Here is a 14,364-nt window from a genome sequence, read left to right on the forward strand (position 1 = left end):
TTATACAAATGCTACAGCTTCTATTTCAAGTATTCCATCTTTAGGCAGTTTTGCCACCTGGACACATGAACGTGCTGGTTGATTTGAAGTAAAATAGCTTTCGTAAACTTCATTTACTATTGCAAAATCATTCATATCTCTAAGAAAAATTACCGTTTTTACGACTTTATCAAGAGATGATCCTGATTCTTCTAATATTGCTTTTAAATTTTCAATAGATCTTTCTGTAGCTTTTCTTACGTCGCTACTTATGAGTTCACCGGTTTCTGGTATAAATGGTAGTTGACCAGATGTAAATAATAAATTTCCTACCTTAATTGCCTGTGAGTATGGTCCAATTGCTGCAGGTGCTTTTTTAGTTGAAATAATTTCTTTTATCATTATTATTCTCCTTCTTTATGAAACTATATTTTAATTTTAAAATCTTTTTATCTTTTATCTTTTATCTTTTATCTTTTATCTTACAATAATAATATACAAGTAAACCTAATAATGCAAGTTCTAATCCTAGCATAGTACTAGTAGGTGAATCATTAATAGTAGAAAACATTAAATATATATCTTCTAATAGTACTATGATTAAAGTTTAATTTTAATTATAACCCGTATTTGCAAATACACTTATATTACAAGCAATAACTATGCCAATGTTATTGAACCCTTTTCTATATTATTAAGAATTTTTAGAACTAAATCGGTTATTTAAGAGTAGAATATTCAACCCTTAAATATAGATTCAACTAATCGGATTTAACATCTATAAGTCATTACCCTTTGATAGAAGATTGAACATTCTTCTTCATCCAGTCTTTACCTTCTACCAAGCGAGTAACCATCATAGATGTTACAGCATCACCAGTGCAGTTTATCCATGTTGCAGCAGGATCTACAAGGAAACCAAGAGTTGCAATAATTGGAAATGCTTCTGGTGGAAATCCAAATAAGTTTACAATCAACATTTCACCGATGAGTCCTCCACCTGGAACACCAGACATAACTACGCCGCCCATAACTGAAATTGCTAGTGCGGCAATATAGGTTCCAATTCCAGAGAATCCTTGTCCGAATATTCCAAATAAAAATGAAATTTTCAATATAGAAGAAATAACAGTACCGTCCATATGCATGGTCGCACCGATTGGCAATACAATTTCACGGATATCCTTTGGAACACCCATATTTTTAGTAGCCTTTAGGTTAACGGGTAGAGTTGCAATAGAGCTCTGCGTTGCAAGAGATGTAATCGCCGGTTCTAAAATATTTTTGAAGAAAATTTTTATGCCTTGAGTACCGCCAGCAAAATATGAATATCCAGAAAATGCAGCAAAGAAATATATAATACATAGTGGATAATATATAAGCATAGCTCTTGCATAAGCGCCCAAGAGCTGAGGCCCAAATTCACCAATGAGGCTTGCAAAATAAGCACCTAAACCGATTGGAGCATACAGCATAATAATGCTAATAAATTTCATCATAACCTTGGACAGAGCATCTAGACCATTAGCTATAATGTTGTTTTCAGCGCCAAGGGAACTAACACATAAACCAAAGAAAATAGAGAATATAATAAGAGGCATCATATTTGAGCGAGAAAATAAACCGCCAAAATCAGTTACAGTTAGCGTCTTAACAATTTGGTCAGAAAGCTTGATCGATTCTAACGCTTTAGCAGATTCAAATGTGAGGTTAACACCAGCAGCAGGTGGAAAAAACTTGACAACAGTAATAACGATAACGCCAGCAATAAATCCTGTAGTAACGAATGTTAAAAACATGTTACTTATAATTTTCCCCAATCTTTTCATATTGACCATATTTCCTACTGCACCAGCTATGGTAACAAATACTAGTGGGGTTACAACAGTGAACATTAAGTTAAGAAATACATCGCCAAATGGCTTAAGTACTGTTGCTTTTTCACCGAAAATAATGCCAATGATACTGCCTATTATAATAGATAGCATTAAAATAATTGGGAAACGATAGTTTTTCCATGTACTTTGTTTTTTTGTGTTCATTTTAATATCTCCTTTACATTGGTTGGTATTGTTAAGAAATTAAAAGACATTTCAAACAACCCTTGACTTTATACCTTTTTATAATTAATAATGAGCAATTACCTATTTTACAATCTGTGGACAAATAATAACATTGTTGATTAATCACGATTTATAAGTACGGTATCGTTTACTTTGGTGAAAATGATATTTGAGTAAATATTGAAAATGGTTGTGATGTTTATTACATTAGCAACTTAATAATTCCATTTTTGTAATCAGAGTTTTTATCCTTTCACTTTTTAAATCAAGCTTGCTATAATGATAATTAGCAAATTTTATGCCAATAAATGAATTTTTTGCTTTTTTCTACATAATTCATTAATTAGGGATGAAGAAATTATTGGTGTAAATGAGAATGATGTAATTTTTGATTGTAATTCAAGAGAAGTAGACATTAATTTTCATTTAAATGGTTAAACTTTAATAAGTTGAACCATTTAATTCACCTAAAACCTTTTTTTAAAAATAAAAACGTTATATATAATAGATACCTATATAAAAACCAATCCAAAAGTTCAACATAAAGTTGGCATCATTTTTGCTATATTTATGTTATAGCAAGTATTTTTTGCACAAATAAATATAAGAAGGGTGTAAAGTATGAAGTATAATTTTGATAAAATAATTGACCGAAGTAACAACTTTGCTGCAAAATATGATGAGAGAGAAAAAAAATTTGGAACTTCTAATGTAATACCATTATGGATAGCGGATATGGAATTCGAGGTAGCTAAGCCTATTAATGATGCTTTACTCAAAAGAGCTGAGCAAGGAATCTATGGATATACATCTCGCCATGACTCTTATTATGAAGCTTTTTGTGAATGGGAAAAAACTAGAAATAATTGGATAGTTAATAAAGATTTAATTAGTTTCAGCCCCGGTGTTGTTCCATCTCTATCGGTTATTGTTAGAGAATTTTCTAATAAAGAAGATAAAATTTTGATACAGACTCCAGTCTATCCAGAATTTTATGAAGTAATAGAATCTTGGGGCAGAGTGGTAATTGAAAATCAATTATTAGAACAAGATGGAGTCTATTCAATAGATTTTAAGGACTTTGAAGAAAAATTAAAACAGAAACCAAAGTTATTTATTATGTGTAGCCCACACAATCCGGTAGGTAGAGTGTGGAGCAGAGAGGAACTAGAACATATTACTGGACTATGCCTACGCTACAATGTAATGATTGTTTCTGATGAGATACACTCAGATTTGATATTGTGGGATAATAAACACATTCCTACTGCAAGTATATCAAAGGAGGTTTCTAGTAAAACCATCACCTGTACTTCATGTACAAAAACTTTCAACTTGGCAGGATTACAAGCTTCTGTAGTGATTTTTCCGAATGCTGAAGTTAAAGAGACATTTGATGTTTTTTGGAGAGGTATGGATATCCATCGTAATAATTGCTTTAGCCTTGTAGCTGTGGAAGCAGCTTATAGGCATGGTCAAGAGTGGCTTACGCAGCTAATTCCATATATTGAGGGAAATATTGATTTCATAGGAGAGTTTTGTAAAAACAACATACCCAAAATTAAACCTAGCAGACCTGAAAGTACTTATCTGGTTTGGCTTGACTGTCGTAAACTAGAATTGGAAAATGATGAACTGAAAGAATTTATGATAAATAAGGCCGGTCTGGGACTCAATGCTGGCAATGATTTCTGTCGTAGCCTTTCTGGATATATGCGTCTAAATATAGCATGTCCACGTTCAATGCTTGAGAAAGCTATGTTACAACTTGAAAAAGCTGTTAATTCATTGAATAAGAATCAAATAAAGTTATAAACAAGCAGTGATATACTTGGATAAAGAAATAGCTGTAGTAAAAATTAATTTTACTACAACTATTTCTTTTTTGATCTTAATTTATGTTTGTAAATTGGTAGCTAGATGTAGAATCGTTATATTGAAATTTATACACATAATTAAAAGTTTTATTAAAAGAATTATATTTCTCTCATGTTTTTAATACATAGAAATGAATATTTAAAAATGATTTAACATGTGTAGATATCCTTGAAATATATTGATTTTATGCCTAAAACATATAATGAATTGGGAAATTATGTTGAATAAAGGTGCAATTTTTAGTATAATCTAAATATTATATATAAATTTTACAATTAAAAGTGAAATTTGTAAATTTAGAATTGGCCTACTAATTACAGGAAAACAGGCTAAAATATTGTTATAGTATCAAGAGGAGTAAAAATTATGAATAGAGACAATTCTAGAGAAAGTGAAAACAATAAAATTATGGGTCAAGTTCAATATAAACATACTTGTTGTAATAATTTATTAGCGGTAAATCACACAATAATGCTTGTTATTGATCCACAAACGGGGGTAATAGTAGATGCGAATACTTCCGCTTGTTCTTTTTATCAATATGATTATGAAAATATTATAAAATTAAAAATTAGTGACATTAATGTAATTTCGATTGAAGAACTTGCTAGAGAAATGAATCTTGCAGTTATAGAGCAGAGAGAGCGCTTTTACTTTAAACATCGATTAGCAAATGGTGAAATCCGAGATGTAGAAGTTCACAGTGGAACTATAATTCAGAATAGCAGGCAACTAGTATACTCTATTATCTATGATATAACTGATCACAAGAAAGTAGAAGAGGAAATGATTAAAAAAAATAATAAACTGGAAGAAAAGATTGAAGAAAATATGAAGAAAGTAGAAAAGATGAATGCTCTTTTTGAAAAAGAGGTAGCTGAAGGTAAAAGAACTACAGAGGCTTTAAAAGCAAACAACGAACGGTTAGCCTTTGCTATTGAAGGTAGCGGTGATGGCGTTTGGGATTGGAATGCAAAGACCAATGAAATGATTACCTCAGAAAGATGGAAGGGTATGCTTGGTTATGAAAAGACCGAAATCAAAAATTTATTTAGTGAATGGGACAGACTGATTCATCCTGATGATAAGGTCGCAACTTACCTAAAATTAAACATGTATCTAGAAGGTTTAGTTCCAGCTTATGAGAGTGAACTTAGACTTATTACAAAAAATGGATCTTATAAATGGATACTAGCCAGGGGCAAAATTATAAGATGGACTACAGATGGAAAACCTTTAAGAATCATTGGTACACATACTGATATTAATTCTCGCAAGCTAATGGAAAAAGAACTAAAAGAAGCAAAAGAAAAGGCTGAAAAAGTCAGTATTAAAAAAAGTGAATTTATCGCTAATATGTCGCACGAGCTGAGAACTCCTATCAACGTAAACCTGTCAGCAATCCAGTTATTTGAGGTATATCTTAAAAATGACTTGGATTTAGGGAAAGAAAAAACTTCTAAACACATTAAATCTATGAAACAAAATTGCATGAGGCTATTAAGACTGGTAAATAATCTAATTGATACTACCAAAATCGAAGCCGGTTTTTACGAACCTATTTTTAGTAATTATAACATTGTGGATATTATTGAAAGTATTGCATTGTCAGTATCAAGTTATGCAAAACAAAAGAATATTAATCTAACATTTAATGCAGATGTGGAAGAATTATTAATAATTTGTGATATGGATATGATTGAGCGTATAATGCTAAATATAATTTCTAATGCTATAAAATTTACTGATAATTGTGTAAATATAAATATTTACAATAGAGTTGATACTGTTGTTATTGCAGTTAAATATAATGGGATCGGAATTGAAGAAGATAATCAGAATATGATATTTGAACGATACAAACAAGTTTCAAAACTGTTTACAAGGGAGAACGAAGGTAGTGGTATTGGGTTGTCTTTAACTAAATCGCTTGTTGAAATGCATGGTGGAAATATTAGCGTAAAAAGTGAATATGGAAACGGATCCGAATTTATTATTGAGCTTCCAGTTAAACATCATAAAAGTGAAGAATTCATATTGCATAATGTTAATGACACTACTGATAACGACAGATTTATTCAAAAGATGAATGTAGAATTTTCAGATATTTATAAATAAGAGACCATCCATAATTTTGGAATGGATTATGGATGGGAACAACTTGAATTATTAAATTATAATTTATCAAATAATCTTTGGAAAATTCCTTTTTTTCTATGGAGAACTTCGTCGGCTACTGCTTTAGATCTTTGTCTTTCAAGACTTTGAGTTAGATTATTAACCAATTGAATATCGTGTTCTTTAATGGTTTCGGGTAATGACAACACGATTTTATTTTTCTCTTGTTCTTGTTTAAACAGGACCTGTGTATTTTCTAATAATTTATTAATATCATAGAGTTGAGCGTCTTTAACATTTAATTGTTGTTTAATAAATTCGATATTGCTTTTAAGTATTTCAATCATATCTTCTTTTAATAGATTCACTACTGTAACTGCAACTTCTGCTTCTGCTTCTGAAGAATGATTATATTTTAGAGTTTGTTTAATTGCTTCTAAACCTTTTTCTTCTACACAGGTTTTACCATTATGGCATATTAAAAAGGGTTTTACTTCAGGTAATTTCATCTTAGCGTAAGCCGTTACTTTACTGATATTTAAATGTTTAGCAATTTTAAATGCATCATAGATCATTGTATACGCCTCCTAATTATATATAGGAAGTATTCTCCAAATATTTCCAAATACCTTCTATAATAAATTAAATTTAATTAGGATATTTTAAAATTTAATTAAACATTTAACTGTAATGTATAGTAAAGTACTGATACCAGGGACTTTATGGAGTTAAGTGTTAGTTAATGGTGCTGTTAAATTTAACAACACTATTAACTATGGAAAAGGTTATTTTTGCTTATATTCTTGCTGCAAATACTTTTGGAAGTCTTGCATAGTAATAATATTTTCTATATGGATTCTTATTTAAAAAAATTCATGAAAAATACAATCGTTGGGATACCTATAAGGTCAATTAGAAATGCCCCGACTAATGGAACTATTAAAAATGCCTTTGGAGATGGACCATATTTTTCGGTAACAGCTCCCATATTAGCTATAGCATTTGGAGTAGCGCCAAGACCATGACCTGCCATACCAGCTGCCATAACGGCTGCATCAAAATCTTTTCCAAGGAATTTGAATACAACAAATACTGTATACAATATCATAAATATTACTTGTGCAGTAACTATTATTAATAATGGTCCTGCAAGTCCTACAAGTTCCCACAACTTCAATGTCATTAATGCCATTGAGAGGAAAATCCCAAGGGACACGTTTCCCATTAAATCTATTGTGTAATAATCAAGTTTAGCAATGTGTATTTTATCATTTATATTTCTAAAAGCTACAGATACAAACATAGCACCTACATATCCTGGTAAAGAAAGGCCTGTAGCTGTTGAAAACCATCCGCTGGCAATAGATCCGATTGTCATACAAACAGTTATTATTGCCATATGAGTCATAACCATATTCGTTGTGATTTTTGTATTTCCTGTGTCGCTTACTACATTTTCAAAGGGGTCTACGGCATATTTATCTGATGTAGTGGGTTTTAATTTGTATTTGTCTATTAAATGCTTTGCAATAGGGCCCCCGATAAGCCCGCCAGATATAAGGCCAAAAGTGGCAGCAGCTATAGCTACTGTAGTAGATCCGGCAATGCCCATAGCTTCAGCAGTTTTTCCAAAAGCAGCTGCTGCACCATGTCCCTTCCATTGAAACTGAACCTGCCATAATACCAAACATAGGGTGAATTCCAGTAATTTTTGCAAATACAACACCTATAACATTTTGTGAAATAGCAAGAACTCCGCATAATAGCCAGTAGATGATTAAACATTTTCCACCTTTTTTAAGTAATTTAAAACTTGCGCCAAGCCCAATAGTTGTAAAGAAAGCTATCATAAAAGGAGATTGAAAGGTTGTATCCATACTAATTGTTATTAGACCGCTCTGTTTTAAAGTAAGTGCAAGTATTGAAAATAGCAAACCTCCAATTACAGGGGCAGGAATACAGAACTTTCTAAAAAAAGATACCTTTTTTATAAGCCAGTAACCTAATAGTAATAATAAAATTGCGGTTGCTAAGGTTGCTACCATATCAACCTTGAGAGTAAGCAAACCTTCTACTAATTCTGTTTTCACAATTGTTCCTCCTTTAATATTAAGATAGTGTAAAAGTTATCTTTACCGATTTTCATTATATCGCTTTCAAAGCTTAACAGGGCTAGACATCTATAGAAACATAAGAGTGTTTTTAATAATATATGTAGAATTAAATACTATATGTTCGATAAAAAGGTATCAGTTAATTATTTAGATAGTAATAAGGAAGGAAAGGTCAAACAACATGTATATACTTTTAATTTTAAAGAGTTGGTGGAGAAGATCCGTTGAGTTCGTTTAGATAGGATTTATAATAGATTTGAGGTAATTAGTAAATAAAAACTGTCTATTTAAATCAGTTCCAGATATTCAGGATCCACCAATCTGATACTTTAGTGGAATCCTTAATTATATATGTGAAAAACTCTAGGAAATGTGGGTTTTGGCAAATCATTAGACTTTTCAAGGCTTAAAAGAATATAAATAACTGTAAGGGGTGATTTATATGAAGTTAATATATACATTATTAGTTATAAAAGAATTGTATAGTGGAAAAGTTAATCCGAAAAAAATAGCAAAGACAATTAAAAAGGAGTCTAAGTTTTGGAGTAAATTAATTGCTGAAATTAGTAACCATTATAAGTAAGCTTGTATTTGTATTTGTATTTGTATATGAAAGCAGAACTATAAAAAAGAATATTGAAGACTGGTGATAAATAGCTTAATGAAGTAAATTACCGTATCTATATAAAGACGTTACAACTTCACTTGTGAAAACATAGGATTTCCATCTTTATCTAACAATACAGTAATTCCTCCAGCGTAATCCTCAATATTAATTAAATAGTTTGTTACTGTGTCTGTATCTACAAGTATTTTACAACGTACTGCTAATGCATCAGCATTATTGCATACAGTTTTAAATGTTTTATTTCTTCTCTTATCGTTCTTATTAAACATTTCTTCCTCCTATATTTTTTATTTCGCAATATTATTAAATATAGCCAAAAATTAAGGTTGTATACTTAATAGGGGAGACTTTTGTTATTTGACAACAGTTTCTCAAAAAAATGTTTCCATGTTGACAATACTTAGCCATGTGTATCAGGATGCGAAATATTGAATTATTTAGACTTATATGTAGAAATATGAATATAATCTAGCTAGAGTACCTATGTTGTGAAATTATGCTCTTATTTATGTGATAGAATACTCCTTGTCGTCACAAACGAGTGGCACGATAAGCTAACTGTTGATAACTATTTAATATGTTTTCAAATGAAAATAAATTAAAAAAATGTTGACAAAACAAGAAATACCTAGTAATATAGTAGAAGTCGTCACATGATGACAAAATAAATTGGTCTTTGAAAATTAAACAGAGAAATAGGTAAAGATAGCGAAATAATATTTCGTTAAACCAGTTAATTACTTTAGTATAAAGTAAAATTTAGTCGTAAGACTAAAAGTATGTAATGAGCTTGCTAACCAGCTTAACAGTTGGCGCAGATTAATCATTTCAACTAAAAAAGTGTAAACTTTTAAATTGAGAGTTTGATCCTGGCTCAGGACGAACGCTGGCGGCGTGCCTAACACATGCAAGTCGAGCGATGATTCGTCTCCTTCGGGAGACGTTGATTAGCGGCGGACGGGTGAGTAACACGTGGGTAACCTGCCTCAAAGAGGGGAATAGCCTCCCGAAAGGGAGATTAATACCGCATAATATGTTTTGGTCGCATGATCGAAACATCAAAGGATTTTTCTTCGGAAAATTCCACTTTGAGATGGACCCGCGGCGCATTAGCTAGTTGGTGAGGTAACGGCTCACCAAGGCGACGATGCGTAGCCGACCTGAGAGGGTGATCGGCCACATTGGAACTGAGACACGGTCCAGACTCCTACGGGAGGCAGCAGTGGGGAATATTGCGCAATGGGGGAAACCCTGACGCAGCAACGCCGCGTGAATGATGAAGGCCTTCGGGTTGTAAAGTTCTGTCTTCTGGGACGATAATGACGGTACCAGAGGAGGAAGCCACGGCTAACTACGTGCCAGCAGCCGCGGTAATACGTAGGTGGCAAGCGTTGTCCGGATTTACTGGGCGTAAAGGATGCGTAGGCGGACATTTAAGTCAGATGTGAAATACCCGAGCTTAACTTGGGTGCTGCATTTGAAACTGGGTGTCTAGAGTGCAGGAGAGGTAAGTGGAATTCCTAGTGTAGCGGTGAAATGCGTAGAGATTAGGAAGAACACCAGTGGCGAAGGCGACTTACTGGACTGTAACTGACGCTGAGGCATGAAAGCGTGGGGAGCAAACAGGATTAGATACCCTGGTAGTCCACGCCGTAAACGATGAATACTAGGTGTCGGGGGTCGAACCTCGGTGCCGCCGTTAACACATTAAGTATTCCGCCTGGGGAGTACGATCGCAAGATTAAAACTCAAAGGAATTGACGGGGGCCCGCACAAGCAGCGGAGCATGTGGTTTAATTCGAAGCAACGCGAAGAACCTTACCTAGACTTGACATCCCCTGCATAACCCAGAGATGGGTGAAGTCCTTCGGGACAGGGTGACAGGTGGTGCATGGTTGTCGTCAGCTCGTGTCGTGAGATGTTGGGTTAAGTCCCGCAACGAGCGCAACCCTTATCATTAGTTGCTACCATTAAGTTGAGCACTCTAGTGAGACTGCCCGGGTTAACCGGGAGGAAGGTGGGGATGACGTCAAATCATCATGCCCCTTATGTCTAGGGCTACACACGTGCTACAATGGTGAGTACAAAGAGATGCAAGACCGCAAGGTGGAGCCAAACTCAAAAACTCATCCCAGTTCGGATTGTAGGCTGCAACTCGCCTACATGAAGCCGGAGTTGCTAGTAATCGCGAATCAGCATGTCGCGGTGAATACGTTCCCGGGCCTTGTACACACCGCCCGTCACACCATGAGAGTTGGTAACACCCGAAGTCCGTGAGGTAACCGTAAGGAGCCAGCGGCCGAAGGTGGGATTGATGATTGGGGTGAAGTCGTAACAAGGTAGCCGTAGGAGAACCTGCGGCTGGATCACCTCCTTTCTAGGGAGTAGATGTATTGACTTCGGTCGATGCAATATCTATTGTAATTAATCGTACCTAGTTCTCTGTTTAATTTTGAGAGACTAATTTTAGTTAACTCTTAGGAGTTAGCTAATTAATAGTTTTTCTTAAAATGTTCTTTGAAAATTGCACAGTGAAAAAAGTTGTTTTAAAAAAATTAAAACTATGAAAATAGTTTATGAATTGATTTAATACAATTTCGCAAAATTAATATAACCGTCTATGTAAATAGACAGAATCAAGGTCAAGCTACAAAGGGCGCATGGCGAATGCCTTGGCACTAGGAGCCGAAGAAGGACGCGTTAAGCTGCGATAAGCTTTGGGTAGGCGCAAATAGCCTGTGATCCAAAGATTTCCGAATGGGGGAACCCACATAGTAACAACTATGTACTGCATACTGAATAAATAGGTATGCAGAGGTAGACCCGGGGAACTGAAACATCTAAGTACCCGGAGGAAGAGAAAGAAATATCGATTTCCTAAGTAGCGGCGAGCGAAAGGGAAAGAGCCCAAACCCAGGTCTTTGACCTGGGGGTTGAGGATAGATCATAAATACTGCAATTCCTTAATTGAAGATAGCTGGAAAGCTGCTCCGCAGAAGGTAATAGGCCTGTAAATGAAAAGGAAAAACAGTCAGATCTAATCCAGAGTACCACGAGACACGTGAAACCTTGTGGGAAGCTGGGAGGACCACCTCCCAAGGCTAAATACTACCTAGTGACCGATAGTGAAGAAGTACCGTGAGGGAAAGGTGAAAAGAACCCCGGAAGGGGAGTGAAATAGAACCTGAAACCGTGTGCCTACAACCGGTCGAAGCACTTTATATGTGTGACGGCGTGCTTTTTGTAGAACGAGCCAACGAGTTACGATATGTAGCAAGGTTAAGTACTTAAGGTACGGAGCCGAAGGGAAACCAAGTCTGAATAGGGCGTTGTGAACGCAAGTTCACGAAGTTGCATGTCGTAGACCCGAAACCGGGTGACCTATCCATGGCCAGGATGAAGCGGAAGTAAAATTCCGTGGAGGTCCGAACCACGTTGGTGTTGAAAAACCATGGGATGAGCTGTGGATAGCGGAGAAATTCCAATCGAACTCGGAGATAGCTGGTTCTCCTCGAAATAGCTTTAGGGCTAGCGTCGATTAATTGAGTAATGGAGGTAGAGCACTGAATGGGCTAGGGGCTGACAACAGTTACTGAACCCTATCAAACTCCGAATGCCATATACTTTTATTTCGGCAGTCAGACTGCGAATGATAAGATCCGTAGTCAAAAGGGAAACAGCCCAGACCATCAGCTAAGGTCCCAAAGTGTAAGTTAAGTGGAAAAGGATGTGGGATTTCTAAGACAACTAGGATGTTGGCTCAGAAGCAGCCACTCATTTAAAGAGTGCGTAATAGCTCACTAGTCAAGAGATCCTGCGCCGAAGATGTCCGGGGCTAAAACTTACCACCGAAGCTATGGGTGTACACAATTGTGTACGCGGTAGAGGAGCTTTCTGTACTGGCTGAAGTCATACCGTAAGGAGTGGTGGACGGTACAGAAGTGAGAATGTTGGCATGAGTAGCGAGAGTTAAGTGAGAATCTTAACGGTCGAAAACCTAAGGTTTCCTGAGGAAGGCTCGTCCTCTCAGGGTTAGTCGGGACCTAAGCCGAGGCCGAAAGGCGTAGGTGATGGACAATCGGTTGATATTCCGATACCACCAATGGACGTTATTAGAAATGGGATGACGCAGGAGGATAAGATGTGCACACTATTGGATGTGTGTCTAAGCATTTAGGCGGAGCAAGCAGGCAAATCCGTTTGCTCTTAACGCTGAGATGTGATGGGGAAGGGAATTTATTCCCGAAGTATCTGATTCCACGCTGCCAAGAAAAGTCTCTATCGAGGATATTGGTGCCCGTACCGCAAACCGACACAGGTAGGTGAGGAGAGAATCCTAAGACCATCGGAAGAATTGTTGTTAAGGAACTCGGCAAATTGACCCCGTAACTTCGGGAGAAGGGGTGCCTACGTAAGTAGGTCGCAGAGAATAGGCCCAAGCAACTGTTTAGCAAAAACACAGGTCTCTGCTAAAGCGAAAGCTGATGTATAGGGGCTGACGCCTGCCCGGTGCTGGAAGGTTAAGGGGATTACTTAGCGCAAGCGAAGGTATGAACTTAAGCCCCAGTAAACGGCGGCCGTAACTATAACGGTCCTAAGGTAGCGAAATTCCTTGTCGGGTAAGTTCCGACCCGCACGAATGGCGTAATGATTTGGGCACTGTCTCAACAACACATCCGGCGAAATTGTAGTGCAAGTGAAGATGCTTGCTACCCGCGATTGGACGGAAAGACCCCGTAGAGCTTTACTGTAGCTTAGCATTGAATTTCGGTATTGTCTGTACAGGATAGGTGGGAGACTGAGAAACATGGGCGTCAGCCTGTGTGGAGTCATCCTTGGGATACCACCCTGACAGTACTGAGGTTCTAACTGGAGGCCATGAATCTGGTCACAGGACATTGTTAGGTGGGCAGTTTGACTGGGGCGGTCGCCTCCAAAAAAGTAACGGAGGCGCCCAAAGGTTCCCTCAGCGCGGTTGGAAATCGCGCGAAGAGTGCAAAGGCAGAAGGGAGCCTGACTGCGACACTTACAAGTGGAGCAGGGACGAAAGTCGGGCTTAGTGATCCGGTGGTACCTCGTGGGAGGGCCATCGCTCAACGGATAAAAGCTACCTCGGGGATAACAGGCTGATCTCCCCCAAGAGTCCACATCGACGGGGAGGTTTGGCACCTCGATGTCGGCTCGTCGCATCCTGGGGCTGAAGTAGGTCCCAAGGGTTGGGCTGTTCGCCCATTAAAGCGGCACGCGAGCTGGGTTCAGAACGTCGTGAGACAGTTCGGTCCCTATCCGTCGCGGGCGTAGGAAATTTGAAGGGAGCTGTCCTTAGTACGAGAGGACCGGGATGGACAAACCTCTGGTGCACCAGTTGTCACGCCAGTGGCATCGCTGGGTAGCTATGTTTGGAAGGGATAAACGCTGAAAGCATCTAAGCGTGAAGCCCACCCTAAGATGAGATTTCCCATAACGCGTGTTTTTAACACAAGTTAGTAAGACTCCTGGAAGACCACCAGGTTGATAGGTTAGAGGTGTAAGCATGGTAACATGTTCAGCTGACTAATACTAATAAGTCGAGGGCTTGACCTAA

The 14,364-nt window shown here is 36.8% G+C and carries 7 protein-coding genes, 2 rRNA genes and 1 pseudogene; 5 read left to right on the forward strand and 5 right to left on the reverse strand.

Annotated elements, in window-relative coordinates; all coding sequences use genetic code 11:
* Together ACWJJ7_RS16600 and ACWJJ7_RS16605 are read right to left on the reverse strand one after the other, a co-directional pair.
* Positions 1-381, reverse strand: coding sequence for a RidA family protein (locus tag ACWJJ7_RS16600; RefSeq protein ID WP_462963064.1), 381 nt, complete (start codon positions 379-381; stop codon positions 1-3).
* 386 nt (positions 382-767) lie between these two features.
* Complete coding sequence (locus ACWJJ7_RS16605) at positions 768-2,021, reverse strand: dicarboxylate/amino acid:cation symporter (RefSeq protein WP_462963065.1); 1,254 nt, start codon at positions 2,019-2,021, stop codon at positions 768-770.
* Between the two features lie 642 nt (positions 2,022-2,663).
* On the opposite strand from ACWJJ7_RS16605, the gene ACWJJ7_RS16610 reads away from it, so the two are divergent.
* Both ACWJJ7_RS16610 and ACWJJ7_RS16615 read left to right on the forward strand, forming a co-directional pair.
* Entirely contained in the window at positions 2,664-3,857 is a 1,194-nt protein-coding gene (locus ACWJJ7_RS16610) for a MalY/PatB family protein (protein WP_462963066.1), read from the forward strand.
* A 429-nt stretch (positions 3,858-4,286) separates the two neighbouring features.
* The gene (locus ACWJJ7_RS16615; RefSeq protein WP_462963067.1) at positions 4,287-6,038 is read left to right on the forward strand and encodes a sensor histidine kinase; all 1,752 of its coding nucleotides are present in this window, start codon (positions 4,287-4,289) and stop codon (positions 6,036-6,038) included.
* A gap of 56 nt (positions 6,039-6,094) precedes the next feature.
* Here ACWJJ7_RS16615 and ACWJJ7_RS16620 read toward each other — a convergent pair whose 3' ends face one another.
* Both ACWJJ7_RS16620 and gltS read right to left on the reverse strand, forming a co-directional pair.
* The gene (locus tag ACWJJ7_RS16620) at positions 6,095-6,613 is read right to left on the reverse strand and encodes a hypothetical protein (RefSeq protein WP_462963068.1); all 519 of its coding nucleotides are present in this window, start codon (positions 6,611-6,613) and stop codon (positions 6,095-6,097) included.
* A 284-nt stretch (positions 6,614-6,897) separates the two neighbouring features.
* Positions 6,898-8,083 (reverse strand): annotated as a pseudogene (gene gltS / locus ACWJJ7_RS16625) (sodium/glutamate symporter).
* 511 nt (positions 8,084-8,594) lie between these two features.
* On the opposite strand from gltS, the gene ACWJJ7_RS16630 reads away from it, so the two are divergent.
* Complete coding sequence (locus tag ACWJJ7_RS16630) at positions 8,595-8,735, forward strand: hypothetical protein (protein WP_462963069.1); 141 nt, start codon at positions 8,595-8,597, stop codon at positions 8,733-8,735.
* Positions 8,736-8,845: 110 nt separating this feature from the next.
* On the opposite strand, the gene ACWJJ7_RS16635 is transcribed toward ACWJJ7_RS16630, so the two are convergent.
* Positions 8,846-9,049 (reverse strand): DUF6440 family protein, encoded by a 204-nt coding sequence (locus ACWJJ7_RS16635; protein WP_462963070.1) that lies wholly within the window; start codon positions 9,047-9,049, stop codon positions 8,846-8,848.
* A gap of 582 nt (positions 9,050-9,631) precedes the next feature.
* Between ACWJJ7_RS16635 and ACWJJ7_RS16640 the strand changes: the two genes are divergently transcribed.
* Both ACWJJ7_RS16640 and ACWJJ7_RS16645 read left to right on the forward strand, forming a co-directional pair.
* Positions 9,632-11,157, forward strand: a 16S ribosomal RNA gene (locus tag ACWJJ7_RS16640).
* Positions 11,158-11,420: 263 nt separating this feature from the next.
* A 23S ribosomal RNA gene (locus tag ACWJJ7_RS16645) occupies positions 11,421-14,363 on the forward strand.
* The 16S and 23S rRNA genes sit together here, the layout of an rRNA operon.
* Position 14,364 lies beyond the last annotated feature (1 nt).

This window comes from Clostridium sp. CM042 (genome assembly GCF_055080995.1).